Origin of the sequence: Kitasatospora humi, assembly GCF_020907985.1 — a bacterium.
GTDB classification, from domain to species: domain Bacteria; phylum Actinomycetota; class Actinomycetes; order Streptomycetales; family Streptomycetaceae; genus Kitasatospora; species Kitasatospora humi.
Genome location: NZ_JAJJPA010000009.1, coordinates 93,966 through 109,663, shown reverse-complemented (window position 1 = coordinate 109,663; position 15,698 = coordinate 93,966). Strand labels below are relative to the sequence as shown.

17 protein-coding genes and 2 pseudogenes are annotated in these 15,698 nt (G+C 73.3%); 11 read left to right on the top strand and 8 right to left on the bottom strand.

Going from position 1 to position 15,698, the window contains the following annotated elements; translation table 11 throughout:
* Window positions 1-146: 146 nt before the first annotated feature.
* Both LN042_RS12355 and LN042_RS12350 read left to right on the top strand, forming a co-directional pair.
* On the top strand, window positions 147-1,265 hold the full coding sequence (locus tag LN042_RS12355; RefSeq protein WP_230051198.1) for a uroporphyrinogen-III synthase: 1,119 nt from the start codon (window positions 147-149) through the stop codon (window positions 1,263-1,265).
* Window positions 1,262-1,981 (top strand): sirohydrochlorin chelatase, encoded by a 720-nt coding sequence (locus tag LN042_RS12350; protein WP_230051197.1) that lies wholly within the window; start codon window positions 1,262-1,264, stop codon window positions 1,979-1,981. Before LN042_RS12355 ends, LN042_RS12350 begins: the two co-directional genes overlap by 4 nt.
* A gap of 230 nt (window positions 1,982-2,211) precedes the next feature.
* On the opposite strand, the gene LN042_RS12345 is transcribed toward LN042_RS12350, so the two are convergent.
* A complete protein-coding gene (locus tag LN042_RS12345) occupies window positions 2,212-3,105 on the bottom strand; it encodes a serine hydrolase (protein WP_230051196.1) in 894 nt (297 codons plus the stop codon).
* Window positions 3,102-4,052 (bottom strand): LysR family transcriptional regulator, encoded by a 951-nt coding sequence (locus tag LN042_RS12340; RefSeq protein ID WP_230051195.1) that lies wholly within the window; start codon window positions 4,050-4,052, stop codon window positions 3,102-3,104. Before LN042_RS12340 ends, LN042_RS12345 begins: the two co-directional genes overlap by 4 nt.
* 493 nt (window positions 4,053-4,545) lie before the next feature.
* Between LN042_RS12340 and LN042_RS12335 the strand changes: the two genes are divergently transcribed.
* Together LN042_RS12335 and LN042_RS12330 are read left to right on the top strand one after the other, a co-directional pair.
* Window positions 4,546-4,707, top strand: coding sequence for a serine hydrolase (locus LN042_RS12335; protein WP_230051194.1), 162 nt, complete (start codon window positions 4,546-4,548; stop codon window positions 4,705-4,707).
* A gap of 153 nt (window positions 4,708-4,860) precedes the next feature.
* Entirely contained in the window at window positions 4,861-5,679 is an 819-nt protein-coding gene (locus LN042_RS12330; protein WP_230051193.1) for an inositol monophosphatase family protein, read from the top strand.
* Between the two features lie 518 nt (window positions 5,680-6,197).
* Here LN042_RS12330 and LN042_RS37240 read toward each other — a convergent pair.
* Window positions 6,198-7,007: a transcriptional regulator gene (locus tag LN042_RS37240; RefSeq protein WP_308191797.1), complete on the bottom strand. Its 810-nt coding sequence runs from the start codon at window positions 7,005-7,007 to the stop codon at window positions 6,198-6,200.
* Window positions 7,008-7,869: 862 nt separating this feature from the next.
* Between LN042_RS37240 and LN042_RS12310 the strand changes: the two genes are divergently transcribed.
* Window positions 7,870-8,073, top strand: coding sequence for a hypothetical protein (locus LN042_RS12310; protein ID WP_230051190.1), 204 nt, complete (start codon window positions 7,870-7,872; stop codon window positions 8,071-8,073).
* Window positions 8,070-9,155: a prephenate dehydrogenase gene (locus tag LN042_RS12305; protein ID WP_230051189.1), complete on the top strand. Its 1,086-nt coding sequence runs from the start codon at window positions 8,070-8,072 to the stop codon at window positions 9,153-9,155. The genes LN042_RS12310 and LN042_RS12305 overlap by 4 nt, the downstream gene beginning before the upstream one ends.
* A 149-nt stretch (window positions 9,156-9,304) precedes the next feature.
* Here LN042_RS12305 and LN042_RS12300 read toward each other — a convergent pair whose 3' ends face one another.
* Window positions 9,305-9,442 carry a hypothetical protein gene (locus LN042_RS12300; protein WP_230051188.1) on the bottom strand — a complete coding sequence of 46 codons (138 nt, stop codon included), beginning with the start codon at window positions 9,440-9,442 and terminating at the stop codon, window positions 9,305-9,307.
* 81 nt (window positions 9,443-9,523) lie between these two features.
* Here LN042_RS12300 and LN042_RS12295 point away from each other — a divergent pair, with 81 nt between their 5' ends.
* The gene (locus tag LN042_RS12295) at window positions 9,524-9,913 is read left to right on the top strand and encodes a DUF302 domain-containing protein (protein WP_230051187.1); all 390 of its coding nucleotides are present in this window, start codon (window positions 9,524-9,526) and stop codon (window positions 9,911-9,913) included.
* Between the two features lie 175 nt (window positions 9,914-10,088).
* Here the strand turns inward: LN042_RS12295 and LN042_RS12290 are convergent.
* Window positions 10,089-10,359: pseudogene (locus tag LN042_RS12290) on the bottom strand (helix-turn-helix domain-containing protein); the annotation flags it as partial.
* Between the two features lie 26 nt (window positions 10,360-10,385).
* Between LN042_RS12290 and tnpA the strand changes: the two are divergent.
* Window positions 10,386-10,802 (top strand): annotated as a pseudogene (tnpA, locus tag LN042_RS12285) (IS200/IS605 family transposase).
* A gap of 106 nt (window positions 10,803-10,908) precedes the next feature.
* Here tnpA and LN042_RS12280 read toward each other — a convergent pair.
* Window positions 10,909-11,055: a hypothetical protein gene (locus LN042_RS12280; RefSeq protein WP_230051186.1), complete on the bottom strand. Its 147-nt coding sequence runs from the start codon at window positions 11,053-11,055 to the stop codon at window positions 10,909-10,911.
* 158 nt (window positions 11,056-11,213) lie between these two features.
* On the opposite strand from LN042_RS12280, the gene LN042_RS12275 reads away from it, so the two are divergent.
* The 3 genes from LN042_RS12275 to LN042_RS12265 all read left to right on the top strand — a co-directional run bounded on the left by LN042_RS12275 (window position 11,214) and on the right by LN042_RS12265 (window position 13,708).
* Entirely contained in the window at window positions 11,214-11,672 is a 459-nt protein-coding gene (locus LN042_RS12275) for a BlaI/MecI/CopY family transcriptional regulator (protein ID WP_372495719.1), read from the top strand.
* A gap of 3 nt (window positions 11,673-11,675) precedes the next feature.
* Entirely contained in the window at window positions 11,676-12,629 is a 954-nt protein-coding gene (locus LN042_RS12270) for a M56 family metallopeptidase (RefSeq protein ID WP_230051184.1), read from the top strand.
* Window positions 12,630-12,898: 269 nt separating this feature from the next.
* Window positions 12,899-13,708: a phosphatase PAP2 family protein gene (locus LN042_RS12265; protein ID WP_230051183.1), complete on the top strand. Its 810-nt coding sequence runs from the start codon at window positions 12,899-12,901 to the stop codon at window positions 13,706-13,708.
* 184 nt (window positions 13,709-13,892) lie between these two features.
* Here LN042_RS12265 and LN042_RS12260 read toward each other — a convergent pair whose 3' ends face one another.
* On the bottom strand, window positions 13,893-14,486 hold the full coding sequence (locus LN042_RS12260) for an isochorismatase family protein (RefSeq protein WP_308191796.1): 594 nt from the start codon (window positions 14,484-14,486) through the stop codon (window positions 13,893-13,895).
* 368 nt (window positions 14,487-14,854) lie between these two features.
* The gene (locus LN042_RS12255; protein WP_230051181.1) at window positions 14,855-15,610 is read right to left on the bottom strand and encodes an MBL fold metallo-hydrolase; all 756 of its coding nucleotides are present in this window, start codon (window positions 15,608-15,610) and stop codon (window positions 14,855-14,857) included.
* Window positions 15,611-15,698: the final 88 nt, after the last annotated feature.

The following is a 15,698-nucleotide window of genomic DNA, read 5'->3' as shown; positions in this document are numbered from 1 at the left end:
GTTGCGCCCGCGGCACACCTTGCTCACGCCGTGACCGGGACGGGGTGGGCCGGCCGACATCGGCCGTAACACGGAGGGGCGTTTCGCTTACGCCAACTTGATAACCGGGCAACCTCCCGGTAACAGGCGGCGTCGAACCTGCGTCCATGAGCCCCACTGAACTTCCCCCGCTGACCGGGTTCACCGTGGGCGTCACCGCCGCACGGCGCCGCGACGAGCTGGTCGCGCTGCTCACCCGGCGGGGCGCGCGCGTGGTGGAGGCGCCGACGCTGCGCATCCTGCCGCTGGAGGACGACCTGGCGCTGCGCCGGGCCACCGAGCAGTGCCTGCGGGCGCCGCTGGACTACGTGGTGGCCACCACCGGCCTGGGCTGGCGCGGCTGGATGAGCGCGGCCGACGGCTGGGGGCGGGGCGGCGAGCTGGCTGCCGCGTGCCGCGACGCGCTGGTGCTGACCCGCGGCCCGAAGGCGACCGGCGCGGTGCGCGCCAGTGGTCTGGACGAGGCCTGGTCGCCGCGGACCGAAGCCACCGGCGAACTGTTGACGTGGCTGCTGGCCCGGCCGCTCGCGGGCCGCCGGATCGCCGTGCAGGAGCACGGGCTCCCGCTCGACGACTTCGCCGCCGCACTGCGCGAGCGCGGCGCCGAGGTGATCCCGGTGCCGGTCTACCGCTGGGCGCCACCGGACGACGCGGGGCCGGTGCGGCGACTGGTCGAGCAGACCGCCCGCCGCGAGATCCACGCCCTGACCTTCACCAGTGCCTCCGCGATCACCGCCTTCCTGGCCACGGCGCGAGCCGATGGCTTGGAGGGGCCGGTGCTGGAGGCGCTGCGCGGTCAGACCGTCGCCGTCTGCGTCGGCCCGGTCTGCGCCCGCCCGCTGCTGGCGGCCGGCCTCCCGGTCATCTGGCCGGAGCGCGGCCGCCTCGGTGCCCTGGTGCGCACCCTCACCGAGGCGCTGCCTGCCCGGAGCCGGCAGGTGCTGACCGTGGCCGGCCGCGAACTGGTGCTCCAGGGCAACGCGTTGCTGGTGGCGGGCGAGAGTCACTGGCTCTCGCCCAAGAGCGCAGCGCTGCTGCGCGCCCTCGCGGAGCACCCCGGTTGGGTGCTCAGCCGTGCCGACCTGCTGCGCCGCGCCTGGGCGGACTCGGAGGCCGACGAGCACGCGGTGGAGGCCGCGATCGCCCGGCTGCGGCAGTCGCTGGGCCGGCACGGCGACCTGATCCGCACGGTGCCCAAGCGCGGCTACCGGCTGGCGACGGGGTGACGGCCGGGTCCGGGCGCCCGACCCTGCTCGCCGTCGCCCATGGCACCCGGGTGGCCGCCGGCGCGGCGACCATGGAGGCGCTGCTGACCCGGGTCCGGGCCCTGGGCCCCGGACTGCGCGTCGAACGCTGCTTCCTGGATCTGGCCCGGCCCGCCCTTCCGGAGGCACTGGCGCGGCTGCGCGGCGAGGTGGTGCTGGTGCCGCTGCTGCTGGGCACCGGCTACCACCACCGGGTCGACATCCCCGCCGCGTTGGCCGCGGCGCCCCACCTCCGGGCCCGGCTCGCCCGCCCGCTGGGGCCGCACCCGCTGCTGGCGGCGGCGCTGGCGGACCGCCTGCACGCGGCCGGCTGGCGGGCCCGGGTGCCGCGGTCGGCCCTGGTGCTGGCGGCGGCCGGCTCCACCGACCCCGCTGCGGGCGCCGACACGGCCGCGATGGCCGCGCTGCTGCGCGAGCACCTGCCCGGCAGCCCGCCCGTGGTTCCGGCGAACCTGTGCGGCGCCGGGCCCACTCCCACCGAGGCGGTCGCCGCGCTGCGGGCGGCCGGGCACCGGCAGGTCGCCGTCGCCGGTTACCTGCTGAGCCCCGGCTTCTTCGCCCGCCGCGCGGCCGCCTCCGGCGCCTGCCTCACCTCCGCCCCGCTGGGCTCCCATGACGCGCTCGCCCGGCTGGTCGTGCTCCGCTACCAGGAGGCTCTGCTGTCACCGGCGTTGTGACGCCTTGCGGTCCACCCCGGTGCGAGCGCGGTACTTCCTCCACGGCTTGCAGGGTCTGCCCCGACCCATGCGGCTTCCAGGGTCTGCCCCGCCTCATGGAGCCGGGCGGCGATGGTCCGCGCCAGCCGGGCCTCGGCTCCCGGCCTCCGTGCCGCACCGTTGGCTCCGGTGCACGACGCCACCCCGGCGGGGCCCGGCGAACGCTCGATCCTCCGTGACGGTCCGCGGCCCTAGCGGACTCCACCGCCTTCCCGCAGGGCGTCGACGGCCAGCCGCGCCGCGGTGCCGATCACGGCGTCGGCGGCGGGCAGGGTGATGTTGGTGGCCGCGGCGCGGGTGAAGACCGCCACGGCGTAGCGCCCGCCGTCCGGGTACTCGATGACACCGACCTCATGGCGCAGCGTCGGCAGGGTGCCGGTCTTGCCGTTCACCCGGACGTCGTCGAACGGGAAGCCGGAGGCCAGCCGGTGCGGCCAGACCTGGAGGGCGAGCAACCGGCGCAGCGCGGCGCCGTGTTCGCCCGGGCAGGCCTGGTCGTGCCAGATGGCGGCGAGCAGTGCGGTCATCTCACGGGCGGTGCTGCGGTTGGTGAAGGCGGGGTCGAGGACGCGCAGTCGGGCCACTACGGCCGGGTCCACCGGGGAGCCGCAGCCGGTGTCCAGTCGCAGCGCCATGATCAGGTCGCGGATCTTGTGCACGGCGACGGTCCTGGTCAGGCCCAGCTCTGCCATGGTGCTGTTGACGGCGTCCAGGCCGAGTTCGTCCCAGATCAGGTCGGCGGCGGTGTTGTCGCTGACGGCGACGCTCAGGTAGGCGAGGTCGCGCAGCGAGAGCCGTGCCGCGTCCAGCATCGCGGCCAGCCCGGTGGGGCCGTCGGTGCGGCCCCCGACGGGGATGTCGAGCTGGCGGGTCAGGTCGATCCGGCCGGCTGCGGCCTGGCGGAACAGCGTGGTGAGCACGCAGAGCTTGTGGACGCTGGCGGTGCTGACCAAGGTGTCCGCGCCGAGGGCGAGTTCGGCGCCGCCGTCGAGGTCGCGGGCGTGCAGCAGGCCGGTCACGCCGGCGTCGGCGAACGCCTCGGCGATCCGGGCGCGGGCGCGAGCGTCACTGGTATCGCTTCTCACAGGGGGAACTCCGTGGCGGGGCGGGCGAAGAGCGGGCGGTTGGGCGGCTCGGCCGGCAGGCCGCCGGGGTCGGTGAGGACCTGCTGGGCCGCCGCGGCGAACCGTCCGACGGCGGGCCCACCGCCGCCGGCGGGCCAGGCGGTGGAGGTGCGCCAGGTCAGCGGGGTGCCCCGCAGCGGGCGCCAGACTGTCCCGGGTGGTGGCGTGGTCCCGGGCACCAGGGCGACGGCGGCGCCGGTGAGCACCAGGGCACGGGCGACGTCCGAGCCGTGGTGCTGGTCGACCAGGGCCGCCGGTGTGCAGCCGTGCCGCGCCAGTGTGGTGAGCATCTCGTCGTACAGCGCCGGGGCGGTGGTGCGGGGGAACAGCACCAGCTGGTGGCCGGTCAGCTCGGCCGGCGCCAGCCCCGGGCGGTCCACCCGGGGCCCGTCGGCGGCGAGCAGCACACCGACCGGCTGGTGCGGCAGCGGTCCGAAGGCCAGCCCGGCGACCGGGCAGGGGTGGCGGACCATCGCGACGTCCACGGTGCGCAGGGCGAGTTCGCGGCTCACCGCGGTGACCGGGAACTCCCGCACCTCCGGCCGGGCGCCCGGGGAGGCGACCCGGAACCGGGTGAGCAGCGCGGCGACCGTGGCCGGGCCGAGGTCGGGCGGCAGGGCCGCGCGCAGGGTGCCGGCCCGGCCGGTGCGCAGGTCGGACGCGGTGCCGAGGAGGCGGGCGGTGGATTCCAGCACCTCCTCGGCACCGGCCGGCAGCAACCGGCCGGCCGGGGTGAGGACGACACCCCGCGGACCGCGGTCGAAGAGCGTGACGCCCAGCTCGCCTTCCAGGCGCCGGATCCGCTGGGAGAGTGAGGGCTGGGCGATCCGCAGACGTTCCGCGGCCCGGCCGACGTGACCCTCCTCGGCTACGGCGCGGAAGTAGCGAAGGTGCCGCAGCAGGTCCATGACCGGTCATCATAGGCAGTGGGCTATCACTCTCCTGGTGATCACGGTCTTGGACTCGGCCGCCTACGACCTGTTCAGCTGACACCGCTTGCCTGACCCGCGATCCGCCAGGAGGACGTGCTGTCGTGGGCACCGGTCACCGCCGAGCACGTGGCCGACGGCATGAAGGTGCGGAACCTGGCCATCGCCGCCATCGAGCAGAGCGACAACACGGCCGCCAACCTGGTCACCGCCGAGCTGGCGGCCCGGCCACCGTGCAGCAGGCGCTGCGCGACCTCGGCGACCGGACCACCAACGTCGACCGGACCGAACCGACCCTCAACGAGGCGGCCCCCGGGGACACCCGTGACACCAGCACGCCCCGGGTGATTGCCACCGACCTGCGCGGCTACGTCCTCGGCAGCACCCTGGCCGGCGACCGCCGGCAACTGCTCACCGACTGGCCGGTGGGCACACCACCGGCGGTCCGTACATCCGGACATCCGGGCGGTGCGTGCCCGCCGGCTGGAAGGTCGGCGACAAGACCGGCAACGGCGGCTACGGCACCCGCAACGACATCGGGATCATCCGGCCGGACGGCGGCCGCGCCCCCGTCGTCATCGCCGTGCTGACCGACCGCGGCAAGCCCGGTGTGCCAAGTCGGACGACGCCCTGATCGCCCAGGCCACCGCGGCCGCCCTCGACGCGCTCCACTGATGACGGCTCCACCAGCCAGGTCGTCAACTCGCTGGACCCATGACCGGTCCACGCAAGACGGGGCCCTGGGGCTCCTTCGTTCCGTGGACCGCCCACCACCTATGCTCCCGTCATGACGATCACAACGACGGCAACCGACGCAGAGGTGGCCCGTGCCGCGGCACGATCGGGGGCGGCCGTGGTGCGCGAGATGTTCGGCGCGTCGCTCGCCCGGTTCGACAAGGGCGCGGGGGACTTCGCGACGGCCGCGGACCTGGCCGCCGAGCAGGCCATCCTCGATGTGCTCCGAGCCGCCCGTCCCGACGACGCCGTGACGGGTGAGGAGGTCGGACAGCTCGGCAGTGCGGACGCGCCCCGCCGGTGGCTGGTCGACCCGCTGTGCGGCACCCTCAACTACGCGGTGCGCAACCTGCTGGTCGCGGTGAACGTCGCCCTGCGGACGGACTCCGGGACCACCGCGGCCGCGGCCGCCGACCCGTTCACCGACGAGGTCTTCTGGACCGACGGCGAGCGCGCCTGGCTGCGCACCGGCGACCAGGACGAGCCGCTGGTCCCCTCGGCCGACTCGCGGCTGGTCGACCTCAACCTCGACCCGCCCTTCCCCAACGCTCCCGGCTTCAGCGCGGCCCGGCTGCTCACCGAGCCCGCCTTCGTGGAGCGGTTCCGCCCGCGGGTGGTCTCCACCACCCTGGCGGTGACCTGGGTGGCCGCCGGCCGCCGGGCCGCCTACGTCACCGACGGCCGGCTCCACGACAACAGCGTGCACTTCGCCGCCGGGATCGCCCTGTGCCGGGCCGCCGGTTGCGTGGTGACCGGCATCCACGGCCAGCCCCTGCACACCGGCGCGGGCGGCCTGCTCGTCGCCGCCGACCACGAGACCCACGCGGCGCTCCTCGACATGGTCGACCGGCAGCGCCACGAGGTGCGGTGAGCTCCGTGAGGTGCTGCGCCCGTGCGCGCATGCCAGACCCTGGTTCGACCCGTACCCGGGCGCGTCCCACCAGGATGGGTACCGTTCCCATGACGTGTCGGCTGCTCGTCGAGCGGGCTCGGCGGGAGCCGCGGTCAGCCGCCTCCCTGTGCCGGACGGACCAGGCCACCCCCTCCGACTCCGCGTCATCCACGTAGTGGGCCGCCCCGGCCCGAACGGCGATCAGGCTCAGGCTGTGCGCGACGATGTCGTGCAACTCGCGGGCGATCCGCAGCCGTTCCTCGGCTGGAGCCGGCCCGGATCGGGGACCTCACCCGTGCCAACGGCCTGCGCCTGCACGAACTGGCCCAGCAGCGCGGCTCATTGGAGGAGGCGTTCATGGAACTGACACGTGACTCGGTCGAGTTCCACGCCACCGTGGCGGGACAGCACGACCGCGGGACGCCGGCCGGTAGGACGCCGGCACGCGGGACGCCGGCACGCCGGCGGTACCCATCCGGGTACCGGTGGTGCGCCGGTCAGCCGCTGAGGGCCGAGTGGTCGGTGGAGCGCACCCGCTGGTCGAGCTCCTGGGCGAACTCCAGCCAGGTCTCCGCGCACTGGCGGGCCAGATCCACCACGAGCGCCCCGCAGTGGGCCGGCACCACGGCGGTCAGGTCGGACCACTCCTGGGTGTCGATCGCGTTCTGGCGCAGCAGCCGCAGCAGTTGGCGGCCCTCCTCCTTCTGTCGCAGGGCCGGGTCGCGCAGCAGCTTCTCCAGGACGGCGATGTAGTCCGGGTGCGCCGCCCCCACCTGGCGCGACCGGCGCTGCCGGGCCGCCCGCCCGGCCGCGGCGCCGTCACCGTCGCGCCTGGAGGAGACCTTGGTACCCGTGACGACGGGCGACCGGCCCTCCTGCATGCGCCTGCGCACGTCGCCGACCGTCCCCGGTGAGATCCCGGCCAGTCGCGCCACCTCGCGCAGCGAGGCGTCCGGATGCTCCCGCAGGAGTTCGGCGGCGCGCCACCGCCCCTCCGCGCTGCTCAGCGGGCGCACCTTGCCGTCCCGGCCGATCCGGGCCTCGGGCTGCGCGGCCGTCCCGGCCGAACGCTGCCGCAACCGGGCCACCGTGTTGGTGCCGAGCCCGGCCACCCGGGCGATGGCACGGTCCGACAGCTGCGGGTGCGACCGCAGGATCCGCTCAGCCGCCGCCCTCCGGTCGGCGTTCGACAAGGGCAGGCCGTGCGAGGTGTTCGCCTGGACGGCACGCAGGAACGCGTCCTCGGCACTGCCCTCGAAGAACTCGACCTCGATCGTCTGCCGGCCCTTCAGCAGAGCGGCCGTCACGCGATGCACCCCGTCGATCACTCGCATCGTGTGGCGCTCGACCAGGATCGGCTGCAGCGGCGCGTCGATTTCCGCCAGCCTCGCGACATGGTCCGCGTCCCACCCGGCGGTTCTGGGCGAATCTCCTGGTCGCAGTGACGCGATGGGAACGACCATGGCCCGTGGCCGTTCCGCCGCTCTCCGCCCCTCGTCACCGGATATGTCAACATCAGCTCCCGCCACCGCGGACGCTTGCCCGTACGCTACCGGCTGGTTCACAGCATCTCACCCCGTTGGTTTGGAACCTGGCTGTCGCGGGCTGCGCCGGGCATCCGTCGGCCGGTGCCCCACTGGATTGCTGGATTCTCCCCCGCCATGCCGTGCTGCCTGCCGCAATGGAGATCCATTCCTCCGGCCGACCGGAATGCACATGCTCGTTCGCCCCACCGGTCCGCTGGTCGGCCCCGCCCGATCGCCATGCCCACGAACAGCCACAATAGTCACCTGTAGTGGGCGTTCCTGTCGAGCCGTCAGTCCTACGGGTGGGACCGGATTCACCTGGTGAGTTGCTGAGTGCCGGTCAGCGACCAGGCCTTGTAAGCAACCTGGGAATTTCCTGAAAACAAGTCAGCTCAAGGCTCGCAACGACGAACGGCATGGACTGCCACATTCCACGGGAAGGCCATTTCCGCGGTCACACGGGGAAGGATCCGAAGCTTCCGCCCACGTCCGGCGCCGTGCGGCAAACGGTGGCGTGCCCGCCGCGCCACGGGTATCGCCGACCCGGCCGTCACTGGCACGATGGCACCCGGGGGCCTCCCCAGGGTGCGCGGCCACTTCCGGGACATGCGCCGGCCACGCCGAAGGGCCGACTCGGGGAGCAATGGCCGCACGTCCGCCACCAGCAGCACGGGCGGGCAGCGCCGACCGCCGGATGATCGAGGACTCGGGCCGTCAGCGGACCGCCGCCGCGCCGCCACTCGCGCAAGCAACCTTCCTGGAGGGGATCATGCCGCTGAACGATCCGCTTACCCATAAGCGCGGACATGTCAATATCGACCTCACCCCAAACGGTGGCCGCCGATGAGAAGCGCCGTAGTCGTCGGGACCGGTGCGATCGGCACCTCCATCGCCCTCGCACTGGCCGCGCACGGCGTGTCGGTCCACCTGGACGACGTGGACAGCACGGCGGCGCGAACCGCCGAGGCGATGGGCGCGGGCACGCTGCTCCCACCCGACGGCCCGGTGGATCTGGCCGTCCTGGCCGTGCCACCGGCGCACATCGCCGGGGTGCTGACGCGCCTCCAGCGCAGCGGCACCGCCCTCGCGTACACCGACGTCGGAAGCGTGAAGTCCCGCCCACAGCACGATATCGAGGCCACCGGCGGCGACCGGTCGAGCTACATCGGCGGCCACCCGCTCGCGGGCACCGAGCGCTCCGGCCCGCTGGCCGCCCGAGGCGACCTGTTCCAGGGCCGGCCTTGGGTGCTCACTCCCTCCGACCGGACCGAACGGGCCGTGCTCAACCAGGCCTTGGAACTGGTCACGCTCTGCTCCGCCACCCCGGTCGTGATGGACCCGGTCGCCCACGACCAGGCCGTCGCCCTCACCTCGCACGCCCCGCACCTGGTCTCCGCGCTGATGGCGGCCCGACTCGCGCAAGCCGCGGAGGCCAGCATCCGGATCTCGGGGCAAGGGCTGCGCGACGTCACGCGGATCGCGGCCGGCGACCGCGTGCTCTGGAGCGAGATCCTGCGGGCCAACGCCGATGCGGTGGCGGCCGTGCTGGACGCCTATGCCGTCGACCTCGGCCAGGCGGTCACGGCACTGCGCGGGCTTGACAGCCCGGATCCCGAGGTGCGCAAGCGGGCGACGGACCGGCTGGACGCCATGCTCGAACAGGGCAACCAGGGGCGGGCCCGCATCGACCGCAAGGCCGGCGGTCCGACAGCCGACCTCGCGGCGGTGAGCGTCGCCATCACCAACCAACCGGGCGCGCTGGCCCGGGTGTTCGCAGCGGTCGGGCAGCTCGGCGTCAACATCGAGGATGTCCGGATCGAGCAGGGGCCGGACCAGCCCGAGGGTTTCGTCGACCTGTTGGTGCAGCGGGAGGAGGCCCCCCGGGTCGCCCGGCAGCTGGGCGCCGGCGGGTGGGCGGTGGGCGGCTGACGGTCCGCGCCCCGGCTGTCCGCGACTGCGGCCCGGTGTTCAACTGCGCCCCGAGGACAGTTGGACAGGCACTCGACACCGACAGATAGGAACTGACGGAGCATCAGTTCAACCACCAGCAAATGAACTTGGCTTGACCAGCGGGATCATCAGGACTCCTTCTGCTTGCGAATCGAGCGGAGGGAAGGCCGGGCCTTCTCCTGGGCAACGGGGTGGGCGACCAGCCACGCGGCGACGCCGGCCGGGGTCACCAGCAGCGCCTCCAGCACCAGCACCAGCACTGGCATAGGCCGCAATCATGTGCCGCGCGTGTAACCTGGCGTCATGGATACCGGTAGGGGTATTTATCAGATGATCAGGAGGATTCCTTGGACTACGGCATCGCCATCACCTTGAACGCCCCGTTCAGCCGGACCGTCGAGCGGGTCCGCGCCGCCCTTGCCGAGCAGGGCTTCGGTGTACTCACCGAGATCGACATGCAGGCCACCATGCGGGCCAAGCTCGGCGAGGAGATGGAGGACTACCTCATCCTCGGCGCCTGCAACCCACTGCTCGCCCACCGCGCGCTGTCAGCGGAGCGCCGGATCGGGCTGCTGCTGCCGTGCAACGTCGTGGTCCGGTCGACCGAAGGCGGCACCCTGGTCGAGGCGATGGACCCGCAGCTGATGGTGAAGGTCGCCGAACGCGCCGAGCTGAGCGAGGTCGCCGACGAAGCCGCGAGCCGGCTGCGGGCCGCACTCGCCTCGCTCCAGGCCTGAGCGGCATCCCGCCGGCCCGCGCCCACCGGGATGCCCTTCGCATCCCGGGCAGGGCGACCTTTCCCTCTGCGGCACGGATATCAGTCGCCCCGCGACAAGCACCCCGCGAGCGCGGTCGGCACCGCCGACCGCGTCCCGCCGAAGACCGCCCTATCGCACGACTGCGCCACCGTCAACTCCGGTACGCGGTGCCCAGGTCTCGCAGGGGTTGCTGCAGCACCACGGCCGAGACTTCCCCGAGCCAGGCGCGCTCGGGATTCAGCTTCGCCTCGGTGATCAGAGACTTGGACAGCTCGCCGGTCTTCGGGAATGGCTCGCCCGCGGCGCGGGCAGTCTCACGAGCCCGAAGGGCGTCGTTGTAGACCACGCGCGCACCCGAACGCCCTTGCCAACGCGGAACGCTGAGGGCCATTCGGATACCGGCGGAAGCAGTACCGAAGCCGCACGGCGGCCACCGTACCATGATGACTTTATGGCTGAGCATCAGGACATTCGTACTGGTCGACACTGTGCTTTCCTCCTGCATGCACACTTGGTTTTTTGACGAAGTACCGGAACAACGTCTTCGCCGACCGACACCTGACGCGGCTCGAAGAGATCACGCACGGCGTCTGCCAGGACTTCGAGGTGGAGCTGGTGGAGTTCAACGGCGAGAAGAACCACGTCCACCCGCTGGTGAACTTCCCACCGAAGGTGGCTCTGTCCAAGCTGGTCAACAGCCTCAAAGGCCGTCAGCTCCCGCCGGATGCGCCAGGAGTACCCCGAGCTGGTCGAGCACTACTGGCGAGCACAACGCCTTTGGTCTGGCTCCTACTTCGCCGGGTCCGTCGGCGGTGCACCCCTGTCCATGGTCCGCCAGTACATCGAGCAGCAGAACCGGTCCATCTGACCGCACAACCGTGGCCGGTCCCAACAGCGCGGGAGAGTGCAACCGCCACAGTCAGAGCAGAGTTCAGAATCGCTTCACCGCCGGGCTGAAGCCTGGTGCACTGCGATCAGATCTGGTAGCCGGTCGACCGCTTCCCCCGACTTGGCGGGGAGGAGCGCATCACGACGGGTTTGCCGAGCAGCGCCGCCATGTCATCCGGTTCGCCACCGGTCAACTGACGGAGGGCCGGGCGGTCGGTGGCTTCGGGAACCATCCGCCATTCGTACGGCGATCAGCTCGGCCGCGACGACCCGGGGCTCGAACCGGTGGGGGCGCGGATCAGGCATCGCCGGTACTGCCGGTGCGGCCCGGCGGCAGGCCATACTGGCCCTGCACGGCCGGCCGCGAGGCGGGCAGGGAGAGGTGGCGGAAGTGACGGAGCGACAGGCCCCGGGGCGGCGCCGGGCCGCCGGGCAGCTGGAGGGCGTGGTGCTGGCCGTGCTCTGGGCGGCCGGCGGCCCGCTGACCGCGTCCCAGGTGAACGCCCTGCTACCGGGCGACCTCGCCTACACCACGGTGGTGACCATCCTGTCCCGGCTGCACGACAAGGGCGTCCTGCGCCGCGAGCGGGTCGGCCGCGGCTATGCCTACGCACCGGTGCGTGACGAGGCCGCGCACACCGCCAGCCAGATGCACTCGCTGCTGCAGCGGGGGTCGGACCGCGGGGCGGTGCTGGCCCGGTTCGTCTCGGACCTCACCGACGAGGACGAGGAGCTGGTGCAGCGCCTGCTCGCCGCCCACGGTGACCCTGGCCACCACGCGCCGGGCCGGCGCCCGCGAGGCCACCACACCCCTGACCACATCGACGGCCACAGCACTCCGAAGGGCTGATCGGTGGGCCCCAGCTTCCTCGCCCCGCTCATAGTCAGCGGCACCCTGGCCCTCACCGCTCCCCGGCTGGCCGCCCGGTTGGCGCCCCGCCCGGCCGCCTGGGCTCTCGCCACCGCAGGCGCCTCGGCCGCCACCACCTGGCTGGGCGCCCTGGCGCTGCTGGCGTTCACCGGGTTCGGCCAGATCCGGGCGGTGGCCGACCGGGGGCTCTGGTCGGTCTGGTACCTGCGCAGCCAGGAGCCGGTCAGCCGGCTGGGGGCGGGGCTGTGCGGACTGCTGCTGCTCCTCGGGGTGGCTCTGGTGCTGCGCGCCTCCTGGCGGCGCGGCCGGGTGCTGCTGCGGGCCCGGCACCGCTGTCGCACCCTGCCGGTCTCCGGCGACCTGGCGGTGCTCGACGATCCGGTCCCCGAGGCGTTCGCCCTGCCCGGCGCCCCTGGGCGGGTGGTGGTGTCCACGGGGATGCTGCGGGTGGTGGCAGGGGTCGAGCTGGCCGCGCTGATGGCTCACGAGCGAGCCCACCTCCGCCATCGCCACCACCGCTTCCTGCTGGCTTACCAGCTCTGTGCCGCCGCCTGCCCGCTGCTGCGCCCGCTGGCCCGGGAGGGCGCGTTCGCCGTCGAGCGCTGGGCCGACGAGGAGGGTGCCCGGGCGGTCGGCGACCGGGCCGCGATGGCCCGTGCCGTGGGCCGGGCCGCGCTGGCCCGCAAGACCGATCCCGGACCGGAGGTGCTGCCCGCCGCCACCGGCGGTCCGGTGCCGCGCCGGATGCGGGCACTGCTCGCCCCGCCACCGGCCACCCGGCGGGCGCCGCTGGCCGCCGCCGCGACGCTGGCGCTGGGGTGCCTGGTCAGTCTGGGGTTCGCCGTGCACACCACGGACGACCTGTTCCGGGCGGCTCGGCACGCGTACGTCCAGCGGCACCCGGGGGCCGCCGGCGCCGACGGCGGCCACGACTGACCGAACGGCGGCAGGCGCCGACCGTCGGCTCCGCGAGCCGGCCGGCGCCCCGCTCCGCAGCGGGCCCGACCACCACTTCCCTGCCAGAAAGCGACGCGACCCTGAACACGAACTACTACACGCTGTAGATTGACCTTTCGTGCCCAGCCCGGGCACGGCCCGCGAATGGCTCCACGAGCGATTCATACTGCCACCGATGGTGCTCGGCGGGCAGACCTGCCCGCCGAGCAGGTCCGCCTCGCCGCTCACCCCGACGACCAGGACCCGCCATGACGCTCACGCCCACCACCCGACCACCGACCGCGGAGGCGGTGGCCCCGGCCGGTAGATCGGGACGCCGCGGCCTGCTGCCCACCGGCTGGATCCGGGTCGGCCGACCCGCGTGGTGGGTCGAGCTGGTGCTGATCGTCGTGGGCTGGATGCTCTACAACACCACGCGCAACGCGGTGCCCGGCAACCGGGACGCGGCGCTGCGGCGGGCGGGCGAGGTGCTGAGCTTCGAGAAGCACCTGCACCTGAGCTTCGAGCAGTGGGCCAACCACACGGCCGACCACACCACCTGGCTGATCGTCGGGATGAACTACTACTACGCCACGCTCTACATGGTCGGCCTGATCGGCGTGCTGCTCTGGCTCTACTGGCGCCACCCCCACCACTACCGGGCCGCCCGCACCGCGCTCTGCGTCACCTCGGGCTCCGCGCTGATCGGGTTCTACTTCTTCGCGCTGGCTCCGCCGCGCTTCCTGGCCGACGCGGGCTTCATCGACACGGTGGTGAAGCACCACACCTGGGGCTCCTGGGCGTCCGGTTCGGTGGACACCGTCTCCAACCAGTACGCCGCGATGCCGTCCATCCACGTGGCCTGGGCCTCGTGGTGCGGCATCGTGATGTTCCGGCTGGCCAAGAACCGGCTGGTGCGGGCGCTGGGCGTGCTGTTCCCGATGACCACGTTCGCGGTGATCGTCTGCACCGGCAACCACTTCGAGGCCGACGCCGTCGCGGGCGCGACGATCGCGTTCCTCGGTTTCGGCGTGCAGCGGCTGCTCACCGGGCGCCCGGCCTTTCCAGCGCGCGGCTGACGCCCCTCCCCCGGCACACAGCGCCCTCCCCGGAGACCACCGGGGAGGGCGCTTTACTTCTCGGGCGACGTGCTTATCAGACGACGACTTCTCGGGCGAGGGGCTTCTCGGGCGACGAGCGTCTCAGACGACGTGCTTCTCAGGCGACGAGCGTCTCAGGGCCGGGGCGGGACCATCCGGGCGGTCAGGCGAGCACCACCGGCTCACCGGTCAGCTCGATACCGGCGTCCCGCATCTCGGCCATCGCGGCCTTGGTGCTGTCGGGTGCGGTGCCGGCCGTGTAGTCGAGCAGCACCCGGGCGGCGAACCCGGCCCGGACGCCGTCCAACGCGGTCGCCTTCACGCAGTGGTCGGTGGCGATGCCGACCACGTCGATCTTGCTGATCTGGTGGGCGTGCAGCCAGTCGGCGAGCCCGGTGCCGTCCACCGCGGCGCCCTCGAACCCGCTCTTGGAGGCGGAGTGCGCGCCCTTGTAGAAGACCTCGTCGATCGCGCCCGACGCGATCGCCGGCCGGAACGCGGGGTGGAACTCGCTGCCGGCGCTGCCGGCCACGCAGTGCACGGGGAAGGAGTCGCGGAAGTCCGGGTGGTCGGAGAAGTGGCCGCCCGGATCGATGTGGTGATCACGGGTCGCCACCACGTGCGTGTACCGCGCGCCCCGGGCCCGGTTGGCCAGCACGGCGATCGCACCGGCCCGCTCCGCGCCGCCCCTCACCGGGACGCTCCCGCCCTCGCAGAAGTCCTTCTGTACGTCAACGACGATCAGTGCACGGTGCACGTCAGCCCCTTCCGCCCTGAAACTGTGTTCCATTCGTGCCCCACCCGTTCCGGGCAGGCGCGGCATCCGGCGGGTATTCACCCGACCGACGGACCCGACTGGCGTCCAGCAGTCGTCACGCACGCCCCGCACACGCCCCGCGCACCACCGGCTGGACGATGTCACCGGGCGGCGCTCCCCGGCTCCCGCCCCCACCGGGCCGGGGTCGCGCTCGCCGATCCGGTCGGCGGCCGGCACGACCACCACCCCGGGCTCGCGCCGCACCGGGGGGCGTCAGCGTGCCGCCGGTCAGCAGTACTTCGTCATTCGGGACGGGCGCGGCCATGGCGGCGTTCTGGTCGCACCCCGGCGCCGGCCCGCGCGCCGTCTCAGTCGAGCCCGCGCTCGGCGGCGGCCTGGGCCGCGTTCCGCCGCGCGATGGCGACGGCCTCGGCGATGGCCAGGTTGGCGGGTCGTCCGTGCCCGGGCAGGATCAGGTCGACGTCCAGGGCCTCGAAGACGGCGAGGGTGGCGTGGGCCTGCTCCTCCTCGTGCGTGAAGAACCACGGGATCAGCTGCGGGCCGTCGATCGGCGACAGCGCGTGCCCGGTCACCAGCGCGTCCCCGGTGACCAGCGCCGCCGAACCGGGCAGGTGGAAGGCGAGGTGGCCGGTGGTGTGCCCGGGGGCCGGCACCGCGACCGGCGCGCCGGGCAGGTCCAGCGGGCCCGGCGGGATCGGAGTGGCGTCCGGGATGGTGGGGTCGTCCAGCGCGCCGACGTTCAGGACCCGCTCCAGCCACGGCAGCAGCAGCTCCTGCGGCGCTTTCTGAACGTCCTCCACCGTGGCCTGTTCGAGGAACTCCCGCCGGGCGTGCCGAACTTCGACCTCGCCCGTGTACACCGGGATGCCGTACCGGCGGTGCAGGTCCTTGAGGGCACCCATGTGGTCGACGTGCGCGTGGGTCAGCAGCATCGCCTGGACGTCCTCCGGGCGGCACCCCAGCGAGCGGATCGACTCCTCGACGGCCGGCGCGTCCCCGGGCCAGCCGCCGTCGATCAGCGTCAGGTCCCGGCCGTCCCGCAGGATGATCCAGTTGACGGCGGTACCTTCGCAACAGAAGACGTTCTCGGCTACTTCGATCATGACGACCATTGTGGACCACGGCGCATGCCCGGCCGTCAGCGCCGCTTGACCGCGTCGAGTGCCGCCTGTTCACCGCCTCGAGCGCCGT